This window comes from Blastomonas sp. (assembly GCF_046294995.1).
Classification (GTDB): Bacteria; Pseudomonadota; Alphaproteobacteria; order Sphingomonadales; family Sphingomonadaceae; genus Blastomonas.
The window spans coordinates 482351-506939 of record NZ_JBKBOG010000001.1 but is presented as its reverse complement, the minus strand read 5'-3'; the positions used below and the strand labels follow the sequence as shown (position 1 = coordinate 506939).

At 65.5% G+C, this 24589-nt stretch carries 24 protein-coding genes; 13 read left to right on the top strand and 11 right to left on the bottom strand.

Going from position 1 to position 24589, the window contains the following annotated elements:
* Positions 1-4 precede the first annotated feature (4 nt).
* Genes ACK4R0_RS02360 through ACK4R0_RS02350 form a run of 3 tightly spaced genes read left to right on the top strand, consistent with a single transcriptional unit; the run spans position 5 to position 3660 of the window.
* Positions 5-1366, top strand: a complete 1362-nt coding sequence (locus ACK4R0_RS02360; RefSeq protein WP_409669635.1) for an MFS transporter — start codon at positions 5-7, stop codon at positions 1364-1366.
* Positions 1363-2826, top strand: a complete 1464-nt coding sequence (locus ACK4R0_RS02355; RefSeq protein WP_409669632.1) for an amidohydrolase family protein — start codon at positions 1363-1365, stop codon at positions 2824-2826. The genes ACK4R0_RS02360 and ACK4R0_RS02355 overlap by 4 nt, the downstream gene beginning before the upstream one ends.
* A 30-nt stretch (positions 2827-2856) precedes the next feature.
* Positions 2857-3660 (top strand): SDR family oxidoreductase, encoded by an 804-nt coding sequence (locus ACK4R0_RS02350; RefSeq protein ID WP_409669629.1) that lies wholly within the window; start codon positions 2857-2859, stop codon positions 3658-3660.
* A 42-nt stretch (positions 3661-3702) separates the two neighbouring features.
* Here ACK4R0_RS02350 and ACK4R0_RS02345 read toward each other — a convergent pair whose 3' ends face one another.
* From ACK4R0_RS02345 to ACK4R0_RS02335, 3 genes are all read right to left on the bottom strand, one after another.
* Positions 3703-4914, bottom strand: a complete 1212-nt coding sequence (locus tag ACK4R0_RS02345) for an FAD-dependent oxidoreductase (protein ID WP_409669626.1) — start codon at positions 4912-4914, stop codon at positions 3703-3705.
* Positions 4915-4965: 51 nt separating this feature from the next.
* Positions 4966-5739 carry an arylmalonate decarboxylase gene (locus ACK4R0_RS02340; RefSeq protein ID WP_409669623.1) on the bottom strand — a complete coding sequence of 258 codons (774 nt, stop codon included), beginning with the start codon at positions 5737-5739 and terminating at the stop codon, positions 4966-4968.
* 97 nt (positions 5740-5836) lie between these two features.
* Positions 5837-7300 (bottom strand): aldehyde dehydrogenase family protein, encoded by a 1464-nt coding sequence (locus ACK4R0_RS02335; RefSeq protein WP_409669620.1) that lies wholly within the window; start codon positions 7298-7300, stop codon positions 5837-5839.
* A 142-nt stretch (positions 7301-7442) separates the two neighbouring features.
* On the opposite strand from ACK4R0_RS02335, the gene ACK4R0_RS02330 reads away from it, so the two are divergent.
* On the top strand, positions 7443-7742 hold the full coding sequence (locus ACK4R0_RS02330) for a DUF1330 domain-containing protein (RefSeq protein ID WP_409669618.1): 300 nt from the start codon (positions 7443-7445) through the stop codon (positions 7740-7742).
* Positions 7743-7747: 5 nt separating this feature from the next.
* Here the strand turns inward: ACK4R0_RS02330 and ACK4R0_RS02325 are convergent, their stop codons facing one another.
* The 7 genes from ACK4R0_RS02325 to ACK4R0_RS02295 all read right to left on the bottom strand — a co-directional run bounded on the left by ACK4R0_RS02325 (position 7748) and on the right by ACK4R0_RS02295 (position 16067).
* Positions 7748-8953: a lipase family protein gene (locus ACK4R0_RS02325; protein WP_409669615.1), complete on the bottom strand. Its 1206-nt coding sequence runs from the start codon at positions 8951-8953 to the stop codon at positions 7748-7750.
* A 65-nt stretch (positions 8954-9018) separates the two neighbouring features.
* Entirely contained in the window at positions 9019-10140 is a 1122-nt protein-coding gene (locus tag ACK4R0_RS02320) for a class I SAM-dependent methyltransferase (protein WP_409669613.1), read from the bottom strand.
* Positions 10137-10445, bottom strand: coding sequence for a hypothetical protein (locus ACK4R0_RS02315; RefSeq protein WP_409669610.1), 309 nt, complete (start codon positions 10443-10445; stop codon positions 10137-10139). The genes ACK4R0_RS02320 and ACK4R0_RS02315 overlap by 4 nt, the downstream gene beginning before the upstream one ends.
* Entirely contained in the window at positions 10442-11359 is a 918-nt protein-coding gene (locus ACK4R0_RS02310) for an alpha/beta fold hydrolase (protein ID WP_409669607.1), read from the bottom strand. The genes ACK4R0_RS02315 and ACK4R0_RS02310 overlap by 4 nt, the downstream gene beginning before the upstream one ends.
* Positions 11356-12348 carry a DUF3089 domain-containing protein gene (locus ACK4R0_RS02305; protein WP_409669604.1) on the bottom strand — a complete coding sequence of 331 codons (993 nt, stop codon included), beginning with the start codon at positions 12346-12348 and terminating at the stop codon, positions 11356-11358. Before ACK4R0_RS02305 ends, ACK4R0_RS02310 begins: the two co-directional genes overlap by 4 nt.
* Positions 12345-13736, bottom strand: coding sequence for an MFS transporter (locus tag ACK4R0_RS02300; protein ID WP_409669601.1), 1392 nt, complete (start codon positions 13734-13736; stop codon positions 12345-12347). The genes ACK4R0_RS02305 and ACK4R0_RS02300 overlap by 4 nt, the downstream gene beginning before the upstream one ends.
* 69 nt (positions 13737-13805) lie before the next feature.
* Entirely contained in the window at positions 13806-16067 is a 2262-nt protein-coding gene (locus ACK4R0_RS02295; RefSeq protein WP_409669598.1) for a TonB-dependent receptor, read from the bottom strand.
* Between the two features lie 207 nt (positions 16068-16274).
* On the opposite strand from ACK4R0_RS02295, the gene ACK4R0_RS02290 reads away from it, so the two are divergent.
* Together ACK4R0_RS02290 and ACK4R0_RS02285 are read left to right on the top strand one after the other, a co-directional pair.
* The gene (locus ACK4R0_RS02290; protein ID WP_409669595.1) at positions 16275-17318 is read left to right on the top strand and encodes a class I SAM-dependent methyltransferase; all 1044 of its coding nucleotides are present in this window, start codon (positions 16275-16277) and stop codon (positions 17316-17318) included.
* Positions 17315-17581 (top strand): hypothetical protein, encoded by a 267-nt coding sequence (locus ACK4R0_RS02285; protein ID WP_409669592.1) that lies wholly within the window; start codon positions 17315-17317, stop codon positions 17579-17581. Before ACK4R0_RS02290 ends, ACK4R0_RS02285 begins: the two co-directional genes overlap by 4 nt.
* A gap of 13 nt (positions 17582-17594) precedes the next feature.
* Here ACK4R0_RS02285 and ACK4R0_RS02280 read toward each other — a convergent pair whose 3' ends face one another.
* Positions 17595-18578 carry an alpha/beta hydrolase family protein gene (locus ACK4R0_RS02280; RefSeq protein ID WP_409669589.1) on the bottom strand — a complete coding sequence of 328 codons (984 nt, stop codon included), beginning with the start codon at positions 18576-18578 and terminating at the stop codon, positions 17595-17597.
* Between the two features lie 54 nt (positions 18579-18632).
* Here ACK4R0_RS02280 and ACK4R0_RS02275 point away from each other — a divergent pair, with 54 nt between their 5' ends.
* The 7 genes from ACK4R0_RS02275 (at position 18633) to ACK4R0_RS02245 (ending at position 24581) form a co-directional block, all read left to right on the top strand.
* Positions 18633-19538 (top strand): helix-turn-helix domain-containing protein, encoded by a 906-nt coding sequence (locus tag ACK4R0_RS02275; RefSeq protein ID WP_409669586.1) that lies wholly within the window; start codon positions 18633-18635, stop codon positions 19536-19538.
* Between the two features lie 90 nt (positions 19539-19628).
* Positions 19629-20543, top strand: coding sequence for a polysaccharide deacetylase (locus ACK4R0_RS02270; RefSeq protein ID WP_409669584.1), 915 nt, complete (start codon positions 19629-19631; stop codon positions 20541-20543).
* Positions 20540-21424 carry an oxaloacetate decarboxylase gene (locus tag ACK4R0_RS02265; protein WP_409669581.1) on the top strand — a complete coding sequence of 295 codons (885 nt, stop codon included), beginning with the start codon at positions 20540-20542 and terminating at the stop codon, positions 21422-21424. The genes ACK4R0_RS02270 and ACK4R0_RS02265 overlap by 4 nt, the downstream gene beginning before the upstream one ends.
* Complete coding sequence (locus ACK4R0_RS02260) at positions 21414-22070, top strand: isochorismatase family protein (RefSeq protein ID WP_409669578.1); 657 nt, start codon at positions 21414-21416, stop codon at positions 22068-22070. Before ACK4R0_RS02265 ends, ACK4R0_RS02260 begins: the two co-directional genes overlap by 11 nt.
* On the top strand, positions 22070-23401 hold the full coding sequence (hisD, locus tag ACK4R0_RS02255; protein WP_409669575.1) for a histidinol dehydrogenase: 1332 nt from the start codon (positions 22070-22072) through the stop codon (positions 23399-23401). The genes ACK4R0_RS02260 and hisD overlap by 1 nt, the downstream gene beginning before the upstream one ends.
* A complete protein-coding gene (locus tag ACK4R0_RS02250) occupies positions 23398-24183 on the top strand; it encodes an SDR family NAD(P)-dependent oxidoreductase (RefSeq protein WP_409669572.1) in 786 nt (261 codons plus the stop codon). Before hisD ends, ACK4R0_RS02250 begins: the two co-directional genes overlap by 4 nt.
* Positions 24180-24581, top strand: a complete 402-nt coding sequence (locus ACK4R0_RS02245) for a VOC family protein (protein ID WP_409669569.1) — start codon at positions 24180-24182, stop codon at positions 24579-24581. The genes ACK4R0_RS02250 and ACK4R0_RS02245 overlap by 4 nt, the downstream gene beginning before the upstream one ends.
* Positions 24582-24589 lie beyond the last annotated feature (8 nt).

Genomic DNA, 24589 nt, shown 5'->3' with positions numbered 1-24589 from the left:
CGCAATGACCGGCGCTTCGTCGGCCGCAACGGCGAAGCTGCCGCTTCGCACATGCCTTGCCTGGGGTGCGGGCACCATTGCCGTTGCGGCACTGTTCAACTCGGTGAACGTGCTGCTGCTGCGCTATGTCGTCGATTATGGCGGCATCAGCGCGGCGCTTGCCGGCACGCTGATCGCCGGATCGAAGGTCTATGACGCGATCATCGATCCCGTCATCGGCGGGGCCAGCGACAAATTGCGCTCCAAACATGGCCGGCGGCGGCCCTTCCTGCTGGCGGGCGGCGTGCTGCTCGCGCTGGCGGCGCTGATGCTGTTCAACCTGCCGGTGTTCGACAACCCGTTGCTGACGGTGACCTTCTTCACCGCATCCTTGCTGCTCTACGCCACCGGCTATGCGACCTTTTCGGTGCCCTATATGGCGATGCCGGCCGAGATGACCTCGTCCTACCACGAGCGCTCACGGCTGATCTCGTTCCGCGTCGCCGCCGTCGCCATCGCCTCGATGCTGGCGGTGTTCGTCGGCCCGGTGCTGATGGAGGCCGCAGGGGGCGGACAGGCGGGGCACACCGCGCTCTCGATGTTCCTCGCGGTGGTTGTCATCCTGGCGACCCTGTACAGCTTCTACGGCACGCGCGATGCACCTTTCCATTCGGCCGACGGCACGCCGCAGCTGAGCTGGGCGGTCAAGCTCCGCTCGATGGCGAGCAACCGGCCCTTCGTCATCCTGATCATCGTCAAGCTGCTCCAGTTGCTGGCGCTCGCTGTCACCCAGGCGTCGATGCCGTTCCTGTTCCGCCGCGTATTGCAGCTCGACGATAGTGCCATGGGCCTGTATTTCCTCGTCTTCTATGGTGTGATGATCGCGGTGCAGCCTTTGTGGGTCCGCGTGGCGCGGTCACGCGGCAAGCGCGACAGCTTCATCGCCGCGACGCTGATCTATGGCCTGATCTACATGAGCTGGTTCTTCGTCACCGAGGCCGAGCCGCTGGCGCTCGTCTATCTGCGCGCAGCCGCGCTGGGTGCCTTTGGCGGCGCGGTGCTGCTGCTCGGCCAATCGCTGCTGCCCGACACGATGGAATGGGACTATCGTTGCACCGGCCTGCGCCGCGAAGGCATGCTGTCGGCGGTCTATACCATCGTCGAAAAGGTCGCCTTCGCGCTCGGCGCGGCGCTGACCGGGGTGCTGCTCGGCTGGTCGGGCTATATCCAGGGCGCAGGCGGCGCGGCGATCGAGCAGCCTGCCTCGGCGATCACGGCGATCTACTGGCTGGCCTCGTTCATTCCGCTGGGGCTTTTGGCCGTCAGCGTGGTCGCGCTGTTCTTCTATGACCTGACCCCCGACAAACTGGGAGAAGGCGACGCATGACCGCGTCGCCGCCCATCGTCGATACATTGGTCTGCAACGCCTATGTCGTGACGATGGACGCGGCGCGCACGGTGTTCACCAACGGCTATGTGGCGATCGACAAGGGTTGCATCGCCGCCGTTGGCCCGATGGAGGAACTGGCGGTCGCCGCGCGCAAGACAATCGATGCGCGCGGGGCGGTCGTGATGCCGGGAATGGCCAATGGCCACAACCACCTCATCCAGAACATCTTTCGCGGCTACAACGATCAGCGCTGGCCGGTGCTCGATATTCCGGTCGCGGTGCGCAGCCTGATCACCGAACTGTTCGCGATCAGCGCGGTGATGGATGACGAGCGCAGCTATGCGATCGTCCGGCTGCACGCGCTCGACATGCTCAAGTCGGGCTATACCGCCACGCACGACGAGCATTTCACCAACGTCCGCACCGACAGCGTCGACGGCAGCTGGCGCGCGATCGCCGACAGCGGGATGCGCGGCTTTGTGTGCCGCTGCATCGTCAATTCGGACAAGGTGCCGCAGGCCGGGCACGAGACCGTCGATGCGGGGCTGGCCGAGGTCGAGCGGCTGATGGCGTTCGACAGCGATCGCATCCGGGTCGCTGCGGGCTTCGTCAACTACAGCTTCGTCGAGGACCCCGAGGACATGCGCCGAATTTGCGAGGGCGCACGGACGATGGGTGCAGCGTTCGGCGTCGACATGACCGACAACAGCCGGGGAGCAGGCCTAGCCGCGCGGGGCTTCCACGATGGCCAGGTTGCCTATTATGCCGAGCATGGCCTGCTCGATGCGCCGATCTACGCGGGCAAGGGCGTGCACCTGCAGCTGCACGAGATCGATCTGCTCGCGCAGGCCGACGCGCGGCTGGCGCTGGTCCCGATGCTGCGGTTCTTCGATGGCGCAGGGTTGCCGCTGCACGACTATTTCGCGCGCGGAATCATCCCCGGGCTCGGCACCGATGCGCCGCTGGTCACCGACTGCCAGGACCCGTTCGAGGTCATGCGGATGACGATCCTCGCGCAGAACATCGCGGTCAAGGCGCAGGTCGCGCAGGGCGGCGATAAGCCCCCGCGCGACCATTGGGCGACCGCCGAACGCGTGCTCGAGATGGCAACGCTGGGGAGCGCAGCAGCGCTGTTCATCGACGACGTGTCGGGCTCTATCGCTCCCGGCAAGGCCGCCGACATCCTCGTGGTCGATACCGGAATGGCCGAATTCGCGCATGCTCCCGAACGCCGGATCGGCGCTTTGGTCTGGGCGGGCCGCGCCAATCAGGTGCGGCACGTGTTTGTCGGCGGTGACCATGTGATCGCCGACGGCGAATCGACGCGGTGGAACGAGGCTTTGGTCGTCCGCGAGGGCGAGGCCGCGATCGCCGCGATGATCCGCGATGCCGGGCTGGAAGGATCGCTTCCCGCCCGCCGGCCGGGCGAAACCTTCCGCGGCTGGACCTATCGCTGACCCTACTCTCACAAGCTCGACAGGATGACCATGGCTGAACACGCTCCCCGAACCGCCGTCGTGACCGGCGCAGGCCGCGGCCTGGGCGCCGCGATTGCGCGCTCGCTGGCTGCTGCGAACATCCAGGTGCTCGGCGGAACCCCCGAGGGTGCGGCAGAACCGCAGCCTTTAGCCGAAGGGGGCGACCGCACGGCTTCAGTCCATGTCATGCAGTGCGATATTCGCGATCCTGCCTCGGTCCAGCGCCTGTGGGATGCCGGTGTGGCGCTGATGGGAAGCATAGATTTGTGGATCAACAACGCAGGCCTCGCGCTGACCGGTGCCGATCTCATCGACCTGGCACCCGATGCCTTTGGTACGATGATCGACATCAACCTCATCGGGACGATGAACGCCTGCCGCGTCGCTGCGAAGGAGATGCAACGGCAGGGCTCGGGCGCGATCTGGAACATGCTGGGCGCCGGTTGGGACGGCAAGCCGGTCAAGGGAATGAACGGCTATGCCACCAGCAAGGCCGCCCTAACCTTCCTCACCACCGCGCTGGCGAGCGAGGCAGAGGGCCAGCCCTACAGCGTCGGCGCGATCAGTCCCGGGCTGGTGATGACCGAAGGCTTCTTCCGCGAACACGCCGGCGTTCCGGCCGATCAGCGCGCCGCGCGCGACGCGGTGGTCAACGTGATCGGCGACCATCCTGAAACCATCGCCGACTGGATCGCCGGCGAAGTGACGCGTGCGCCGATCAACGGCGAGACTCTGGTATGGCTCACGCCGGAAAAGATCGCCGCGCGGCAGGCCGAAGACCCCCCGCGCGACATCCTGTCGCGCTATCACTAAAGCTGAGCGACATCCTGTCACGCTATCATTTCGTCTGACGGCTCACTCGATCGCGGCGGCCTGGTCGAGGCTTTCGTACATCGCCTGGCGCAGCAGATAGGCGCGGCGCAGCGCGGGATCGGCGGCAACATTGCGCAGCGCATCGCGGCGACGCTCGTGCGCATCGCTCTGCCCGCCGCGCATCAGTTCCATGTTCTCGATCGTCTGGCTCTGGGTGAAGTCATAGGTCACCTTGCGCCGTTGGCGATCGTAGCGTGAAAGCTGTTCTTCGGCATCGGCCCCCTGGCCGCCGAGCACGCTGGTCAGTTTCTGGCACAGGTTGACCGCATCGTGGATGCCGCTGTTCATCCCGAACCCGCCCAGCGGATTGTTGAGATGCGCGGCATCGCCGACCAGCATGACCCGCCCTTCGCGGAACTTCTTGGCGACGCGCTGGTGCACGCGATAGATCGTCCGGTGCTCGGTCTTGACCTGCGCGCCGTCGCCCATGATCCGGTCGAATACGGCGTTCTTGGTGGCATCGGACAGCAAGGTCTGCGGGTCGCTCTCCTGCGCCGGCACCAGCACCCGCCACAATTTGGGGACCCGCAGCAGCACCAGCCATTCGTCGGGATCGGAGACGTAGTTGACATACGCCACGCCCTTCATCGCCTGCTCGATCGGATAATCGGTGCTGAGCGTGAGGAAGCGTTCGGGATAGGTGAAGCCATCGAACTCGATGCCCAGCCACTTGCGCGCGATCGAACTCGCGCCGTCGGCGCCGATCAGATATTCGGCACGAACCTTTTCGATGCCCATCGGGTTTTCGAGGAACACGTCGACGCCGGTCTCGTCCTGCTCGAAATAGGCGAGACGGTGGTCGAACAGCACCTTGCCGGGGCCCATTTCCGCCAGCCCGTCTGACAGCATCCGCGCGAGATGATATTGCTCGCACTGCAGCCGATAGGGAAACTGCGTCATGTCCGAAAGCTCGCTGAGATCGAACGCGATCGTCTCGCCGCTGGCGCGGTCGCGCCAGTGATAGACCGGCGCCTTGAGGCCGATCTCGACCAGACGGTCGGTGATGCCCAGTTCGCTCAGCATCTCGAGCGTCGGCGGATGGAAGGTCGAGGCGCGCAGATCCTGCGCCGCATCCGCGCCTGCCTCGGCCAGGATCACGTCGATCCCCTGCTTGGCCAGCCATGTCGCGGCGACTGCGCCGACCGGTCCGGCGCCCGCCACCACGACCTGCGTTTTGCGTGTAGTCTCAACCATCGATCTGCCCCGAAATATGTATGAACGCCGACAACGCGACGTGAATGAATGTCAAAAGTCTGAAAGCAGGCGGCCGAAGCCGGTCATGCGGTTGTCGATCCCGTTGGCGCGCAGCGCGTGCCAGTAGGTCGCGGTGTTGATCGCAATCACCGGCTTGCCGAGCCAAAGCTCTGCTGCTGCGGCAAAGCGCACCGCCGACAGATTGGTGCCGACCTGAATGATCGCATCGACATCGTCGCCATCGAGCGTGTGGAAGGCCTCGCGCAGCCGCGCCTCGGTCACCTGGGCAATCGCGGTCCAGCTTGCGCACTGCAGCGGAATGTCGCGCACCGTCTCATAACCATGATCGGCGAGATAGCGGATCACTTCGGCATTGGCGGCGGGCCAGTACGGCGACACCACTGCGACCCGGCGGACGTTGCCATAAGCCTTGAGTGCCGCGACCACCGCCTCCGCGCCGGTCGAAACCCCGACCCCTGCGAGAGCTTCGATCCCCTCGCGCCAGCGCTTGCCGCCCTCGGCGCCGCCGTAGAAGGTGACCGCCGACATGCCCATGACCAGATAGTGCGGACGGCAGGTCATCACCCCGCGCACCGCATCGGCGGTGTTGCGGCTGATTTCCATCGTGCCCGCCATGAAGCTTTCGTTTGACACCGCCTGCGCATCGTCGACGACGATACGGCTGTAATGGTTGGTGACGCCCATCGGGCGCATGTCGTCGAAGTCGGGCTGGACGATCGTGTTGGTCGATGGCCCGAGCACGCCGAACAGCCTGCGATAGCCCAGATTGTCTTTGCCTCGGGGCTGATTTGGGTTCGGGATCATCTTCAATCCTATCGGTGATCGTTGCTTGGGGATTAGCTTTGCCTGGCATCGCGAAGCGAGGTGCTTGCCCACCGGTTTTCGCCAGGCGATAAACCGGCTAGAGCTTGGCGTTGATCAGCATCGCGCGCGAATGTTCGGCGACGCCGAAATGCGCATAGTCCATGCCGATCCCCGACTGGCCGGCAAACGGCATCGGAAGTGCTGCAGAGAACGCGCCGTGCTGGTTGACCCAGGCGGTGCCGCAGCGCATCTTTTCGGCGATCGCAATGGCGCGCTCGACATCGCTGCTCCACACCGATCCGCCCAGGCCGTATTGGTTGGCGTTGGCAGCAGCCAGCACCTCGGCCTCGTCGGTGAACGCCATGATCGGCAGCGCAGGTCCGAACTGCTCCTCGGCCACGATCGCAAAATCGGCTTGGCAGCCCTCGACCAGCACCGGCGGCAGGAAGAAGCCTTCGCCGCCCCCTTCCAACGCCGGGCCGATCACGCTCGCCCCACGCCCGACGGCATCGTCAACAAAGCCCTGCACCCGGGCGCGCTGCGCGGCGCTCTGCAGCGGGGCCAGCGTGCTCGCCGGATCGAATGCCGACCCTGCCACCGCTGTCTGCGCCATCGCGCACACCCGGTCGCGGACTTCGTCATAGAGGCTCTCATGGACATACAACCGCTTGATCGCCGCGCAGAACTGGCCCGCGTTCTCGAGCGATATACGGTAGACTGCATTTGCAACCGCCTCGGGGTCGGCATCTGCCAGCACGATCGCGGCATCGTTGCCGCCCAGTTCGAGCGTCAGCCGCTTGAGTCCGGGCGCTGCGGCAGCGGCGATCTTGCGGCCCGTGTCGGTCGAACCGGTGAACGAGATCTTGGCGACATCGGGATGCTCGACCAGAGCGGCGCCGACAGCAGCATCGCCGGTGACGACGTTGAGCACCCCGGCCGGGAAGATATCGCGCCCCAGCATGCCGAGATACAGCGCCGACAGCGGCGTCTGCGGCGCGGGTCGCAGCACCAATGTGTCGCCTGCGAGCAGCGCATTGGCGAGCTTCGCCACCGCCAGGATCACCGGGCCGTTCCAAGGCGCGATCGCCACCGCGACACCCAGCGGACGATGGACCAGCCGCGCGCGGATCCCTGCCCTGCTGTAATCAACCTCGGCGAGATGCTGCGCGGCGATGGTGCGGACATAATCGACCGAAAAGAAGATCTCGCTGAACGCGCGGCGGAGCGGACGGCCTGTCTCTGCCGCGACGAGATATGTCAGCGTCTGGCGGTGCTCCCACAGCGCATCGGCGAAGCGCTCGAGCAATACGCGGCGTTCGTCCCAGCTAGTGCTCGACCAATCCGGAAATGCGCCTGCAGCCGCAGCCACCGCGTCATGCACGTGCCGAAGATCGGCATCGGGATAAGCGAGCAGCGTCTGGCCATCGGCGGGATGCACGATCATCGCAGGACCGGCATGCGCATCCGCGCCGGCTATCGTCTGCGCAAGTCCTAGCCCCGCCAGCCAAGGGGTCAGCTCCTGTGGCGCGCTGGCATAGAATGTCTCGGCTTCTTCCAACACGTGCGTGCTCCTGCAATTAGGCTGAAGCATCACGATAACAGCGCTTGCGGCGAGCGCGCTGGCTGCGGGCAAGGTTTATCGCGGTGCGATCAATCGGAATGGCTGTCCGCGTACGCGATGACCGGCGGGTTAGGGTGCATAGATGACCCAGGCATTCGTTCTCACCCTCGCCGCCATCCGCGACGCCGATGCCTTTGCGCGTTACCGCGAAGCAGTCGCCGAGGTGAATGCCGCGATCGGTGGCGAGACGATCATGCGAGGGCGGACGCTGGCGGTGCTCGAGGGCCAGGGTGCCGCGAGCGATCCGACGACCGAAACGGCCATCGTCATCGCCTTTCCCGACGCCGACGCCGCGCGCGCCTATATCGAATCGGACCGGTATCGCGCGCTTGCACCACTGCGTGCGCTGGCCGGCGAGTTCACCATCCGGATCATCGGCTGAGCCGGTCAGCCGCGTCCGGGCCAGGCCAGAGAGGCACAGTCGCCCGGCATAGGACTGTCTGCCAGCACGGCATCGGCAAAATCCGGCCCTGATCGGCCAAGCTCGGCGCGCGCATCGGCATGGCTGCCGCGCTCGACATAGCGCACGGTAATGGCGCTATCACGGGCACAGGCGGCACGCGCCATGTTGAACGACAGCTCGGGCGCGGTGAGCGCATCATGGCGGGCGATCACCAGCAGCACCGGCATCGAGAAATGTGGGGCAGGATAGCGCCGGAAGCGCGCAGCGCCGCGCTCGATGTCCGAAAGATCGCGTTTCATCAGGTCGGAGGCGGGTCGGCGGGAGGCCATGAACGCGGCCAGCGTTGGCGACGCGCACGCCTTTGAAAGCTCATCGGCGATCTTCAGGCCATCGGCGGTAAGCCAATGCTCGGCGCGGAAACCCGGGAACGCCAGCGCGTAGGACGAGACATAATTGAGATACACCGCGATCCACGGATCGAACCCCTCGGCGCGCAGGCTGCGCACCGAATCGCGCGGGGTCTGCGGATCGAGCGGTACGGCCAAGGGCGATGCCGACCGGCTGGACGCTGCATCTTCGTGGGCGAACCCCGCTTCGCCGGGAAGCCCTGCCACCAGCACCGCGCGCAGGTGAACATCGGGCGCGTAATGCGGCTGGATCAGCCCCGCGCCAAACGCGGCATGCGCGCCTTGAGAGTGGCCGGCAATCACCAGTTCGTCGGCCAACCGCTGGTCATCGGCCAGCGCGCGCGCTGCATCGAGCGTGGTTCGCGCTGCAGATCCCAGCCCCATATACGGGTGGGGGCCCGGCGTGCCCAGGCCTTCGTAATCCGGCGCAACCACCGCGTACCCGCGCTTCAGCCAGCGGTCGACAAAGCCCGATTCTGCAGTATCGAGCCCGGCAAATGAAGGCGCGCAGACATCGGCCACGCCCTTGGTGCCATGGGCCCAGACCATCACCCGCCAGCCGCCGCGCGGCGGCTTGCCCTTGGGAAAATAGACCGCCCCCGATGCGGCGATGGCGCGTTCGGTGCCGAAATCGCTGCTCGAACTGTAGAGCATGCGCTGGCCGGACCCGGCCCTGGACGGCAACTGCGCGCGCCCGATCGGTTCGGAGCGCAGCAACCTGCCGGGGGACGGAATGTCGGCCTGCCAGCGATAGAAGGGGGAAGCGCCGGAATCGTCTGGCAACGGCTGGCCATTCGATGTTGCCGGTAACGCAAGCGCGACCGCCAGCAGTGCGAGGGCACCGAACCTCACTTGATTGCCGACATCACCGCCCACGAGCGGAAAACGCCCTTGGATGCGGCGCCGAAGCCCGCGTTGCCGCGTTCGGCACGGTCGGTGGCGTCCTGATACCCGGTCATGACATCGCGGAAGCCTGCCGCGCGCAGCAGGGTGTCATAGTCCGCGCTGGTGGCTGCAACCCAGTTGGGCTCGTTGTTGTAGCGCGCCTCGATCTCGGCGCGGATCTTGGTCCACATCCCCAATTCGTCATAGCGCTGCGGCACCTCGAGATGCAGCACGACCCCGCCGGGACGCAGCAGCCGGTGGCATTCGGCCAGCATCGCCGGAATCGATCCGGGCGCCAGTTCGTGAATCACGACGCACGAGAACACCAGGTCGAAGCTTTCGTGCGGATACGAGGTCGCCACAGCGTCATCGCAGCGCAGGTCGAGCGCGACGCCCAGGCTGGCCGCGCGGGCGCGGGCATATTCGAGCACCCCGGGCCCGACATCGATGCCGTGCGCCTCGGCGTCCGGGAAATAGCCCGCCATCGGAACGAGGCTCGAGCCGATGCCGCAGCCCAGTTCGAGCAGTCTGGCAGGCGCGAAATCGGGAAACCGGTGCAGCAAATGCGCAGCGGCGGTGTGCCCGCGCCGGTCGTTGAGAAATCCGCCGTTGCGCCCGAGCATGTACACCGCGCCGCCGCGGTCCATCAGCGCGCCCTGCCGCACGCTGCCGTCGTCTTCGTCATAGCCGCCGGGCATCAGATGAACATCGGTTTCGGCCAGATGAGGCGGCGCGCGATAACCCGCGCCAGTCTCCACCGATCCGGTGCCGGACAGCTGTTCGGCCTTCTCGGACAGTTCGGGCAGCTGCCGATCAACGCAGGCGCCGACCACGTCCCACAGCAGGTTCTGCGCTTGCCGCCGCGCGGACAGCCAATGCCGGAAACCAGGCACGCGGCCAAGCCCGGCGAGCGCTTCGGCGGCCGCGTCATTGGTGCCGGGTGACGGATCGACCGACTCGGTTGCATCAGCGATCATCCGCTCGCAGTCGCCCGAAATATACCCTTTGAGATCGCGCACGAAGAGCTGTTCGGCCTGCTCGTCATGATTGGCCTGCGCCATCATGCCATGTCCCTGGATCGTCATTGCCGCGATGGCTCCTTGCCTGCAAAGCCGCTCTCGACCGACTGATGCAGCGGATTGAAAACGCGCGCGATCAGCCGCTGGCGGAGCGCATCGCGCGACCGATCGGCGTCGTCATCGGGCGTGAACGCCTCGATGGCGTCCGCACCGGGCAGGCCGTTTTGCGCCAGCACCCGCTCGAGCGTGTCGAGCCGCTCGCGCGTTGCGGCAAGCTGGGCGGTCAACGCCATGACCATGCCCAGCAGCATGTCCTCGCCCGCGCTCATCCCCTCGATCGGACGGTGCGGAAATGGCGTGCGCGCACTCATGCCAGGCGGTCCAGAAATGCCAGCATGGCAGCGGCGGTTTCGGCGGGTTTTTCCTGATGGACGAACGATCCGGCCTCGGCCAGCTCGACGATCGTCGCATCGGGCCGGGCCTCGCGGCCGATCGCGATGTACTTGGTGTAATAGCCGCGATCGGCATAGATCAGCTGCACCGGCTGTTTGGTCGCCTTGAGCGTCGATGCGGTATCGGTGAGCGCGACGCCGCGTTCGGATGGCCGCACCCAGCGGTCGGCGCGCGCGCGGCTGGCGTTCTGCTCGGTCTCGATGGCGGGGTTGACCGTCCCGAACCGGGCGACCTGCTCCATCGTCCGGGGCAAGGGCCGCCAGTCCTCGGTCCACACCTGCGGATCGCGGTCCTGCTCGACCATGTCGAGTTCGGCGCGGGTCTGGCCCTCGTAAAGGCTGACGCTGGCGAGGATCAGCGCGCGCACGCGTTCGGGCCAGCGCGCGGCCATCTGCACTCCTATCACCCCGCCCAATGAATTGCCCGCCACCACGAAACGTTCGACCTGAAGTTCGGACAGCACCGCGAGCACGATCGCGGCGGATTCCGATATCGTCTGCACATGCGGCGGCGGTCCGCACATCACCGATTCGCCATGGCCCGGCAGATCGATCGCGACCACCCGGTAGCGGGCCGCCAGCAGCGGCGCGACCTCGCGCCAGTCGGCGAGCCACGCGCCAACCTTGTGCAGCAAGACGACAGGCTCGGCGGTGTCGGGGCCGATGGTGCGATACGAAATGACGCCGCCCGCACGCACGACGGTGCCACCGCCGGTCCATGGCGGCTCGAACGCCGTCGGCGCAGCCATGGCGAGCCCTGGGCCCGAATAGGCGGCAGCCAGCGCAGAGCCGGCGAGAAACGTGCGCCGGGCGATCGTGGGAGTGTTGGTCATTTGCGGGTCCTCATCCACGCCGCAACCCGAAGCGATGCGTTGTTTGAAATGTCGCGCCAGAACATCGCGATATCCGCCATATGCAGCACGCCGCCGGGCAGCCGGTCGATCTTGAGTGATGGGTCGGCGTTCACCATCAGGACCCCGCCTTGGCATTCGGCGGCCACCTTGCCCGGCTCCAGCGCGGGCACAGGGCCCGGCTGCGGCGATCCCGGCCGCGCGCCTTGCGAAGCCTGCATCTCCGCGTCAGGGCGGCTGACGTCGAACGTCAGCGGATTGGTGCAGATCACCCGCTCGTCACGCCCGGGGGTGCCGTAATCCTGCACCGAGCGCGCAATATAGGCCGCAGCATCGGTGCCCTCGGCAAAACTGTTCCAGCTGGCCACACACCCAGTGCTGTCCGGGCGCACGCACACCTTGATGCCGGGTGGCAGGCTGCCTGCGGGAATCCCAAGGCCAGGCAGATAGGCCGCGACGAGGAGACTCTCTGCCGACGTGCCCGCGATCTCCTCGCGCAGCAGCTGCAGGCCGTGCAGCGCGCCCTGGCTGTGCCCGGCGAGAATGAACGGACGGCCGTGATTGTCGTGTTCGAGATAGTGCCTGAACGCGCGGCGGACGTCGGCATAGGCAAAAGCATAGGCTTTCGCGCCGTCACCGTTGCGCTCGGCAAAGGCGCGGCTCGACGCCTGCCGGTAATAGGGCATGAACCGGGCGCAGCACGATGCGAACGCATCGAGCTGGCGGTCGCGCACGCTCAGATCGGTCCAGGCGCGCGCTGTGTCGTCGGCCATCTGCTGGTTCCACTCATGCGACCTGAACGTGGTCGGGTGGATGTAGAACACATCGGCGGGCTTTGCCGAACCGCTGTCGCGCGCGGCCCAGGTCGCGGCTTCGGCATAATCGGGGGCCGGCGACACCGGTGCCGGGTCCACCGCTGCACAGGCCAGCGCCCAGAAGGACAGCAGCAAGGTGGCAGCCCCTGTCTTCATGCAGGCTTGCCCTGCTCGTCGATATTCGCCTTGCCGAGCGGATAGAACAGCATGATCAGAAAGCTCACGGCGAGCAGCAGTGCCGGTGCGATTGCATTGCCGAAATACAGCGCATCGATCGCCGACTGGCTCTGCTGGACCAGCGCGCCGCCGGTCGTCGCCTGATAACCGGCGAGCGAAAGATAGGTGCCGATCAACGCCGCCCCGAGCGCGAAGCCGGTCTTTTCGAACACCGCATAGACGCTCGAATAGACGCCGTCGCGGCGAACGCCGTTGACCTTCATGTCGTGCTGCATCACGTCGGGCAGCATCGCGAGGCTCATCAGGATCATCCCGCCCGCGCCAATTCCCTGCAGCACACCGCGCGACAGCAGACCGAACATGGTGATGCTGTTGTCCTCGAGCAGCCAGCTCAGCATGACGATGCCATAGAGCGCGATCGACGCGAGATAGCAGTTCTTCTTGCCGAAGCGCTTGCCCGCCATCAGCCACAAGGGCGTACACACGCCCATCGCGATATTCTGCGCGATCGACAGCTGGGCCTGGCCTTCATAGCCGATCTGCAGGACGTTGAGCTTGAACAGCAGGCCAGAGCTGATGTTCACCGCGAGCGAGATGTACTGCAGCAGCTTCGCGCTGAGCAGCATCACGGCGGGGCGATTGCGCAGCAGCTGCCGCGCGGTGGCCATGAAGCCGATCCGCTCGGACGGCGGATGCGGAACGGGCTCGGGAACGACCCGCGTTCCCGCCCAGGCCGAAAGCTGGGTGGCGAAGATCACCACCGCGAGCACGGCCCCCATCAGCCGGTAGCCTTCGAGCCCGCCATTGCCCATCTCGACCAGCCAAGCAGCGCCCGCCAGCGCGCCCATCTGGCCGATCGCGCTGAAGAAGGTGCGAAACGCCATGAGCCGGGTACGGCCGTCATAACTGCGCGCGATATCCGGCCCCATCGCGACATAGGGCACCGCGAACAGCGAATAGCCGGTCGAATAGAGCAGCAGCATTGCCGACAGGACGATGATCAACCAGGGGCCATCGATGTCCGGCGGGCTGAACAGCAGGAAGAAGCTGACCGCGCCCAGCACCGAACCTGCGAGCATCGTCCGGCGACGCGTTTTCATGCGGGCCTCGGTGCGGTCGATCCGGTTGCCGACGAACAGGTCGACCACGATGTCGTAGAGTTTGGACAGCGTCAGCAGCAGCCCGGCAAGCGCCGGAGATTGTCCCAGCACCGTGGTCATCAGCGCAGGAAAGTAAGTCGTCACCGTATGGAGCAGCACCGCGATCGCTATGGTGCCGAAACCATAGGTCAAGCACAGGCCGAAGCCCGGGGTGTGCGGATCGTATGCGGTCGTCTTGCTGTCTGCTGCGATCGCCGTGCTGCCCATGTGTTCTATGACCCTGTCAAGAATGGCTGTGCCGCCGCGACATGCGGCGACACCAAGCCTTTAGTGCAATCAGTAACGGCCCTCTAGGCTGATACCGATGATCCGTCCGTTGCCGACAAAGCCGGTCGTGAACGTCGTCGAGGGGAAGAATTCCGGCTCGTTGATCGACGAGAGGATATACTGCTTGTCGAACAGGTTGCGCGCAAAGAGCGAGACTTCGAACTTTTCGCTAAGCCATCCGATCCGCGCGTTGACCAGTGTCTGGACCGGCACCTCCTGCAACGCGATGGCGTTGGTGGGCTGTTCCGACCGGTAGGAGACATCGGCGCGCAGATAGATCGACGTGTCGTCCTGCAGCGGGATAGTATAGGTGGTCGATCCGGCGAACTGATGACGCGAGGTGCGCGGGATCTGGAACCCGCCGATATCGATGCCGCCGTTCAACCCACTCAGGTTGCAAGCTGCCGCCGTCGGGCAGATGCGCGACGCGCTGAAGTCGACGGTGCCCTCGTCCCATTTGGGATCGGTGTAGCTATAGCCGAAATCGATGTCCCAGACCGAAGACGGCTTGAGCGCCATCGACACTTCGAAGCCCTTGACCGAAGCCGACCCGATGTTGGTGACGGGGTTGGTCTGGCCCGCAACCGAGGACGGCACGGACAGCTGAAGTTCGGTCCAGTCGATGTAATAGGCGCTGGCGTTGATCGATACCCGGCCATCGAGAAACGCGTTCTTGCTGCCGATTTCGAAGGTCGTGTTCTTTTCGGGTCCGAACGCCTGCTCGGTCACAACCGAGGTGTTGTTGAACCCGCCCGACTTGGTGCCGCTGGCGATCACGCCGTACAGCAGCTTGTCGCTCGCCCATTTCCAGTTCGCGGTGACCCGGTAGGTGCCGTAGGAAAACTTCGCTTCCGGGGCGAGGACCAACCCGGTGAGATTGTTGACGAGAATCGAATCCTTGTCTTCCCAGGTATAACGCCCCTGGCCTTCGATCTCGAGTTCGGGGGTGAGCTTGACGGTCGCCAGCGCGAACACCGACTTCATCACCGTGTTTTCGTTGTTGTCGAGATCGAGCGAGCGCGCGGTCTGCGTCGGGCCGAGGCCCACAACCGTGATCTGGCTGGCGTCACGATCATAATAATAGCCGCCGAACGCCCAGTCGAACACGCTGTTGCCATAGGATTCCAGCCGCAGTTCGCCCGACCATTCGCGGACCGGACCGACGAAGGGACGCGTGAAGCGCCGCGCGGAGGTCGCGACAGCGCCGCCCAGGCTGTTGAGCACCTGATCCTGCAACACGAAGGTATCGTACTTGGCATAGGATCCCGTGGCGCGCAGCGTGACATTGCCCAGTTCGAGCGCCATCTTGCCGATCGCGATGTCAGACTGGCGCTCGGAGAACGACGCCGCATCGACGTTTACCGCGTCGGGGGATTGGAGGGTGCCGCAGGCGAACCGCCGGTTGCTGCCGCCCCGGTTGACGGGAATGATCGGTGCGATCGTGCCGCCGCAGTTGTTGGTGAACATGAAGTTCGCTCCGCCATCGAGCTTGTCTTCATAGTGATAATAGAACAGCGACGCGCTGAAGGCGCCCTCGGGGTGGAAGTCGACCATGCCCGATCCCGACCATTTGTGGTCCCAGCCGCCCAGCTTCGGTCCGCTCACGTTCTTGATCGTTCCGCCAAAGTGCGAATAGGTGCCCACCGCCATCACGCTCAGCGAGTCGCTGATCGGCAGCGAGATCTTGCCCGAAATCTCGCGCAGCCCATCGGTGCCGACGGTCGCCCGCGCGCGGCCGCTCAGATAGTTGGTCGGGGTGTCGAGAACGTAGTTCACCGCCCCTGCAAAGGCGTTGTTGCCATAGAGCGCGCTCTGCGGCCCCTTGATCACCTCGACCCGCGCCAGATTGAACAGGTCGATATCGAGGTTCGACTTGGCCGAAAGATACACGCCATCAAGGAACACGCCGACGTTGTTGTCGAAGGTGGTGATCGTGATGTTGGTCACGCCGCGCAAGGTCGGTGCGGCCAGACCGCCGCCGTTGCCAGCGTTGAACGTGAGCCCAGGCGTAAGGCGCGCGACGTCCGCCAGGTCGCTTGCGCCTGCGCGCGTCAGCGTTTCCTGCGTCACGGCGCTGACAGCCGCCGGAATCGACTGCAGCGATTCAGAGCGCCGGCGCGCGGTCACGATGATTTCGTTGCCGCCGGGCGCAGTGGCCGTCGCGTCGCTCTGGATATCATCTCCAGGCGCTGCGTCCATGGCCTGCGCCTGAGCCGGCGCTGCAAGGATGACGCCGCTCGCCAACGCCGTTGTAAACAGAAATGTCTTCATCGATCGATCCGCCCTATATCTTCGCATCGGCATTTTGCCGACATCGCTCCCTTGACCCTCGCCCTCGGTCGATCGCAAAACTGTCACAGTGGCGCGCCACACAGAACGCCAATGCAACGTCATGATCGCAGTGCGAGAAATTTCGCTGCGGAGATTTGTGCTATAGCCGATAGGGAGCATCCTTGCGGCTCGAAAGGACGATCAATTATGCAGTTCGAACTCAAGCAGCGCGGCAGGTCTCTGATGGATTTCGAGGTCGCGGCCCGCCAGACGGCAACCCGCTTGCAGCAGCGGATCGAGCTCGACCTGGCGGCGGCAGGGATCAACAGCGACACTTTGCCTGACGATATGGACGAGCGCCACCGCGTGATCGACACGGCGCTCACCGGTTCTCCCGTGTATCAGGCGCGCGCGCTGCTGGGCGAATGGTGTGCCAAGCAGCATGGTCGTGCCGCAGAGCAAGCGTTCGAGGAGGTCCGCGCCGAGCTTGCGCCGCAGCTCGAGCAATTGGCTGAGGGCGGCACGACGCTGACCCGGCACAGCTTCGATGCGCCGAAATACTGGTCTGAAATCTGGTTCCACCGCACGCGCGGCGGCTGGGACGCGAGCGACTATAACGGCTTCATCCATGGCGAGCTGGTCCACAAGAAATACGTATCGCAGATATTTCCCGGCGATATCTATGGCAACCGCAGGCTGATCCTGCGCGAACTGCCGCGCGATAATTATGCGCGCATCCTCGATATCGGCGCATCGTCGGGTCATCACACGGTCGCGATCGCCGAAGTGTTTCCCGCAGCAAAGATCACCGGCATCGATCCGTCGGTGCGCATGCTCGAACAGGCACAGCGCGTGGGCAACGAGAACGGCCATGCCTGGGACCTGCATGTCGGCATCGGCGAGGACCTGCCGATGTTCGCCGATGGCAGCTTCGATCTGGTCACCGCTTATGCCATCCATCACGAGATGCCGCCCAAGGCCATCGCGGCCATTTTCGCCGAAGCTTTCCGGGTGCTCGAGCCGGGCGGCGATATGGTGATGGCCGATATCGCGCGCACCGACAGCCTCGACAGGCTGACCGCATGGCGCTTCGACTGGACCGCCAAATGGGGTGGCGAACCGTTCTGGCGCGCCACTGCCAAGCTCGACCTCCAGCCGCTGGCGCGCGCGGCGGGCTTTGTCGATGTGCGTGGCTATCAGCCCCATCCGGGGCGCGACCCCTACATCATCTATGGCAGGAAGCCCGCATGACCGGCGGACGCGACACCACGGCCGAGCGCCGGATCCTGACCGACGACCGGATCGATGACCTCGGTGAGGCAATCCTGGCGCTGACGCGCGAGATATGGGTACTCACCGACCGGCAGGCGGTGCTTGAGGCGGTGCTGGCCGAGCAGGGCATCGATGTCGCGCGGATCGACGCTTACGCGCCCGATGACGCGATGCGCGAGCGGTTGGCAGGGCGGCGCCAGCTGCTGATCGACAACGTCCTGACCGCGCTGCGCGCCGGCTGACCGGCACTGCAACCTATTTGCACTCGAGATCGTCGCCTTGTGGCTTGAAGTCCGCTCCGCGCGCAGGCGACAATGCCGCATCGAGAAAGGCGGTCACCACGCCGAACACCCGCGTGCGGCGCTCGACAGTGGCATCGCCCTGCGGCGCGCGCAGGAAGCTGTCGATCCCGCCCAGATAATGGCCTGCCCCCGCCACCGTCATCAGGCACATCACGCGCCCGCGCGGCGCCTGTTTCCAGACATCGTCATGCCAGGCAGCGCCCTGGTCGGTCAGCGGGGTCATGTCGGCGCTTCCGTTCACCGTCAGGACAGGCCCGCGCATCGTGCTCCAGTCCATCGCCAGATACGGCGCGCGCTGCTTCCAGGCATCGGTGAGGCCATCGAAATTGCCAGGCGGCGCCAGCAGGATCGCCGCGCGATAGGCAGGCACATCGAACCGCTGGCGCTGCGCCCCGGACCCCGCCCCCATCACCAGCGCAGCGCTGTGGCCGCCAAAGCTGTGACCGATGACCGCCATGCGCGTCACATCGATCCGCCCCTCGAGCAGCGGCGTCGCATCGACGATGGCACCGATGTTCTGTGCGAGCCACGCCAGTTGGCGGACGCGGATCAGCCATGTGTCGGCAGGCTGTTCGCCGGGTGGCATCAGGCCATCGACCGACGCGTCCGGGTGATCGGGCTGGACCACGACATAGCCGTGCGCGGCCAGATGCCGCACCAGCGGCGCGTAGTCGGTCCGCGACAGCTGGTTGCCATGCGACAGCACGACCACGCTCAGATGCTCGCCCTGGATCGGCGCGGTGATGCGGATATCCATCGGCTGGCCGCTGTCCTTCCCGACGCGGACTGGATCGATACTGACCAGCGTCGCGGCTGGATCGGGCACCTGCCCGGCATCCGCCGCGGTCGTTATCGGCTGGGTGCCGACTACGGCTACGGGAACGGCCAGCGCGACGCTGGCGATCACCGCCGGAAGCCATCGATATTGTATCAACATTGAACCCATTCCCGCATGCGCTATTGTGCACCGTACAGCTTCAAGGAATCGCAAATGGCCGCAACCACCATCATACCGTTGACCGACAGGCGATTGAAAAACGGCTCCGACAGGTCTGGCGCGGCCGTAATTCCGGCCGACGACGAGGATGCTTCCAGCAGCGCCGACGCGCTCGATCGCGGCATCCCGATACGATCGATCAGCCGAGCAATCGCGGTGCTGCAGGCGATCAACCGCGGCGGATCGCTCAACATGATGGAGATCGCCCAGGCTTCCAAGGTGCCCTATCCCACCGCCTGCCGGATCGTGCAGACACTGGTATACGAACAGCTCGTCGAACGCGAACGCGGCCGCAAGCGCTACCGGCCCACCGCGATGGTGCAGAGCCTCTCGCACGGCTTTACCGGCCATAGCGTTCTGCTCCAGCTCGCGCGGCCGCATATCGCCCAGCTCACCCGCGACATCGGCTGGCCCGTCACGATCTCGACCCATGTCGGAAGCACGATGGTGCTGCGCGATTCGACCCATTCGCTGACCTCGCTGACCTTCAACGAATACCATCCCGGCTTTGCCATGCCGATCCTCGAGTGCGCCTCGGGCATCGCCTATCTCGCTTTTTGCGACGAGGGCGAGCGCAACACCATCCTGGGCCACATATCGCCGGATGCCGATGATGATACGCGCCATATGCTGCAGCTGCTGACCCATGGCGGCCTGCTGGCGACGGTCAGAAAGAACGGTTATTCTGCACGCAGCTACAACCAGTTCACCCGCAATCCTGGCAAGACCTCCTCGATCGCCGTACCGCTGATGCGCGGCGGCAAGATCGAAGCGACATTGAGCGTGGCGTTTTTCGCTGCGGCCGTGGCCGTCGCCAACGCGACCAAGGATCTGCTGCCGCCACTGCAGAAGTGCGCAAAGAGCATCGAGGCGGACCTCGACGCGCGGACCGACATGTAACCGCCTGGCGAACAAACGCCGTGTTGAGGTTTGCCCCGCGCGCTGCTTCAGGGGGACATGCCCCCAAATCCGCATCACCGGAGACGATCGATGGAATATAATTATGTGCCGCTGCCCCACCGCAAGCCGCTGCGCTGGCCCAATGGCGCGCGCGTCGCGCTGATCCTGACGTTCAACCTGGAGACCTGGGACCTCACCAAGGACACCGACAAGCCCTATTATGCCGGTGGCCCAGCGATCCTGCCCGATATCCTGCCGGGCAACACGCCCGATTTTCCCAACTACAGCTGGCGCGAGTATGGCCAGCGGGTCGGCATTTGGCGGCTGATGGAGCTGTTCGACCAACTCGGCGTCCCCGCCAGCTGCACCACCAACGCGGTTACCTTCGAGCGGCGCAAGGCGATGACCGATGCGGTGCTCGAGCGCGGCTGGGAGCTGCTGGCGCACAACTGGGAACAGGGCGAGCTGCTCAGCAACTTCGCGCACGAGCCCGCCAGGGAGCGCGACGTGATCCTGCGCTCGCTAGAGCAGTTCGAAAAGTTCACCGGGCGCAAGGCCAAGGGATGGCTCAGCTCCTCGCTGCGCGGCACGCTGCAGACCGCCGACATCCTCGCCGAATATGGCTGCACCTTCTACTGCGACATCATGAACGACGATCAGCCATATCTGCTCAAGACCCCGCACGGCCCGATCGTATCGACCCCTTACTCGAACGAAATCAACGACTTCACCTTCATCACCCGCAAGAATTTCACCACTGACCAGTTCCGCGACGCGCTGATCGAAGAGCTCGACGTGCTGTACGAGGAAGGCGCGGTGACCGGACGGATCATGAATGTCGGGCTGCATCCGCACGTCTCGGGCCGCGCGCACCGGGTGCGGGCGCTGCGCGAGTTCATCACCCACGCCAAGTCGCTCCCGGGCGTCTGGTGGGCGACGCGCGAGGAGATCGCCGACTGGTACCTCGCCAACCACGAATCGCATATCCCCGGCCAGTTGGGATGACCGCAGGCCATGTCAGCGCTCTGTCGGCGTTGCTCTCGCCGGGGGCGGACGGCACGAGGACGCTGGTCAGCGTTCCGGGCTGCTGGGACGGGCTGAGCGCGCTGCTGATCGAGCAGGCGGGCTTCGATGCCGCCTTCCTGACCGGCGGCGGGCTGTCGATGGCCAGGCTGGGGCGCCCCGACATGGGGCTGATCACCGCCAGCGAGACGACCGATACGGTGATGCAGATCCGCGACCGCATCGCACTGCCGCTGATCGTCGATGGCGACACGGGCTATGGCAACGCCATCAACCTGCAGCGCACGGTGCGCGGCTTCGAGCGCGCCGGGGCCAGCGCGATCCAGATCGAGGACCAGGGCTTTCCCAAGCGCTGCGGCCATATGGCGGGCAAGACCGTGGTCCCGCTCGCCGAGGCGGTCGGCCGGGTGAAGGCGGCGCTCGATGCGCGGCACGACATGCTCGTGTTCGCGCGCACCGATGCGGTGGCGTGCGAAGGGATCGAGGCTGCGCTCGATCGCGCCGAGGCGTTTCTCGAAGCCGGCGCCGATGCAATCTTCGTCGAAGGCCCGCGCAGCTCCGACGAGCTTGCCCGCGTCGCGAACCGGTTTGCGGCGCGCGTGCCGCTGATCCACAATCTGGTCGAGGGCGGGGTCAGCCCCACCGATGACGGCGCCGAGCTCGAGCGGCTGGGCTTTGCAATCGCGCTGCATCCGCTGCTGCTGATGCACGGCTTCGTCCGTCAGGCGCCGGGCTGGCTGGCGACTCTGCGCGCAGAGCGCTCGACCCGCGCGATGTCCGACACGCTGGCGACGCTGGCCGACATGAACCGCCTGACCGGCGCTGCCGCGCTGGCCGAACTGGGAACGCACTATGATGGCTGAACAAAGCCGCGACGATGACTATTCGGCTGCCGGTTTCGGCGGTTCGCTGGCCTTCGGGTCGCGCCCTGCCCTGCTGATCGTCGATGTCGTGATGGCCTATCTCGCCAAGGATTCGCCGCTGTACGCGGGCGTCGAGGCCGAGCTCGCGGCCAACGAACGGCTGCTCGCCGCTGCCCGCGCCGCGCGCATCCCCGTGATCTTCACCAACGTCGTCTACGAACCCGGCGGCTTCAGCGGCGGCATGTTCTACCGCAAGGTGCCCGCGCTCAAGGCGTTCGAGCGCGGATCGCCGCTGGGCGCATTCCCCGATACGCTGCAGCCGCTGCCCAGCGAAATCGTCGTCTCGAAGCAATATCCCTCGGCGTTTTTCGGCACCCCGCTTGCCGGGATGCTGGTGGCTGCCGGGATCGATACACTGCTGATCACCGGCTATTCGACCTCGGGCTGCGTCCGCGCCACCGCGCTCGACGCGTTGTGCCACGGGTTCGCGCCGTTCGTGGTTAAGGAGGCGAGCGGCGACCGCGATGCCCACGTCCAGCAGGCCAACCTGTTCGATATCCAAGCGAAAATCGGCGAGGTCATCGGTTGCGCAGACGCGCTGGCGCATCTCACCGCCATCCAATCCCAACATGAGGAGACACGCTGATGGCCATCTGGCTCAAGCGCGGCGCGGCCCAGGCCGACAGGGCACAGGGCGACCGCAACGTCCGCAACATCGTCGAGGCGGCGCTGGCCGATATCGAGGCGCGCGGCGATGCCGCAGTGCGCGAGATGTCGATCAAGTTCGACGGCTGGGACCGCGACGACTACCGGCTGAGCCAGGCCGAGATCGAAGCCTGCGTCGACAGCCTCAGCCCGCAGGAGCGCAAGGACATCGAGTTCGCGCAGGCGCAGGTCCGCAATTTTGCCGAGGTCCAGCGCGCCAGCATGACCGATGTCGAGGTGGAAACGATGCCCGGCGTCGTGCTCGGCCACAAGAACATCCCGATCAATTCGGCAGGCTGCTATGTTCCGGGCGGCAAATACCCGCTGCTCGCATCGGCGCATATGTCGGTGATCACCGCCAAGGTGGCCGGTGTCGCGCGGGTCGTCACCTGCGCGCCGCCGTTCCAGGGCAAGCCGGCGCGCGCGATCGTCGCGGCGCAGGCGATGGCGGGCGCCGATGCGATCTATGCGCTGGGCGGCATCCAGGCGATCGGCGCGATGGCGATCGGCACGCAGACGATCGATCCGGTCGACATGCTCGTCGGACCTGGCAACGCCTTTGTCGCCGAAGCCAAGCGCCAGCTTTTCGGCCGGGTCGGGATCGACCTGTTCGCTGGCCCCACCGAGACGCTGATCATCGCCGACGAACATGGCTGCGACCCCGAGATGGCCGCCACCGACATCCTGGGTCAGGTCGAACACGGCCCCGACAGCCCGGGTGTATTGCTGACCAACAGCAATGCCTTCGCGCAGGCGACGATCGCCGAGATCGAACGGCTGCTGAAGATCCTGCCCACCGCCGAGGTGGCCCGCAAAGCGTGGGAAGATTATGGCGAGGTGATCGTCGCCGACAGCTATGACGAGATGGTGGCCATCGCCGACGACATCGCATCCGAGCACGTCCAGGTGATGACCGCCGATCCGGAGTATTTCCTCAAGCACATGACCAACTACGGCGCGCTGTTCCTGGGCGCGCGCACCAATGTCAGCTTCGGCGACAAGGTGATCGGCACCAACCACACGCTGCCCACGCGCAAGGCGGCGCGCTATACCGGCGGGCTTTGGGTGGGCAAGTTCCTCAAGACCTGCACCTATCAGCGCGTGACAAGCGATGCGGCCTCGGCGCTGATCGGCGAATATTGCAGCCGGCTGTGCGCGCTGGAGGGCTTTGCCGGGCATGGCGAGCAGGCGAACCTGCGCGTGCGCCGCTATGGCCAGCGCGAGGTCGCCTATGCCGGCCAGGCCGAGCCCACGCCCGAGACCGCCGCTTGAGCGCCCCCCTGCCCGAGCCGCTGCCCCAGCCCCTGCCGGTCACGCCGAGCCTGCGCCTCGACGGACGCCGCGCGATCGTCACCGGCGCCGGGCGCGGAATCGGGCTGGGCTGCGCGGCGGCGTTTGCCGCAGCGGGCGCCGAGGTGACGCTGGTGGCGCGATCGAGCGCAGAGATCGAGGCGGCAGCCGCGCAGATCGGGCCGAACGCACGTGCGGTCACGCTCGACGTCTCCGATATCGCCAGCGTCCGCGCCTTCTTCGCTAGCCACGAACCGTTCCACATCCTCGTCAACAACGCCGGGACCAACCGTCCGATGGCGATGTGGGATGTCGAGGAAGCGGAATTTGACGCGGTGCTCGACCTCAACCTCAAGGCAGCGTTCTTCGTCGCCCAGGCCTGCGCGCGGCGGATGATCGAGACGCAGACGTCCGGCAGCCTGATCCACATATCGAGCCAGATGGGACATGTCGGCGGGCCGGAGCGATCTTTGTACTGCGCCTCGAAATGGGGGCTCGAAGGAATGAGCAAGGCGATGGCGCTCGATCTGGCGCGGCACGGCATCCGATCGAACACCTTGTGCCCGACGTTCATCGAGACCGCGCTCACCAGGCCCTATTTCGAGGACGAGGCGTTTCTGGCGAGTGTGCTGGCCAAGATCCAGCTCGGCCGGCTGGGCCAGGTCAGCGATCTGATGGGCGCGGCCTTGTTCCTGGCGTCCGATGCGTCGGCGTTGATGACCGGCACGCACATGATCATCGACGGCGGCTGGACCGCGGCATGACGCACGGCGAGGATCTGTCCTTCCATCATCATGCTGTTTCGGTTCCCGATATCGAGGCTGCGGCGACGTGGTATGCCGATCTGCTGGGCTTCGGAATCGAAAGCCGCTTCGCGCTACCCGGTGATATCCAGGCAATGTTCCTGGTGCGCGGTCCGTTGCGCATCGAACTGTTCGAAGTGCCGTCACCGCAGCCGATGGCCGATGATCGACGAGACCCCCGGCGCGACCTGCAGACCCTGGGCCACAAGCACATATGCTTCCGGTCGGAAGACTACGACCGGATACGCAGCCGGCTTAAGCTCGCCGGAATAGCCATCATCCTGGAAGTCGGCAGCGGCAAGGCTCAGGGATTTTTCTTCAACGATATCGCCGGCAACGTGATCGAAATTCTCCGCTGACTGCCTTG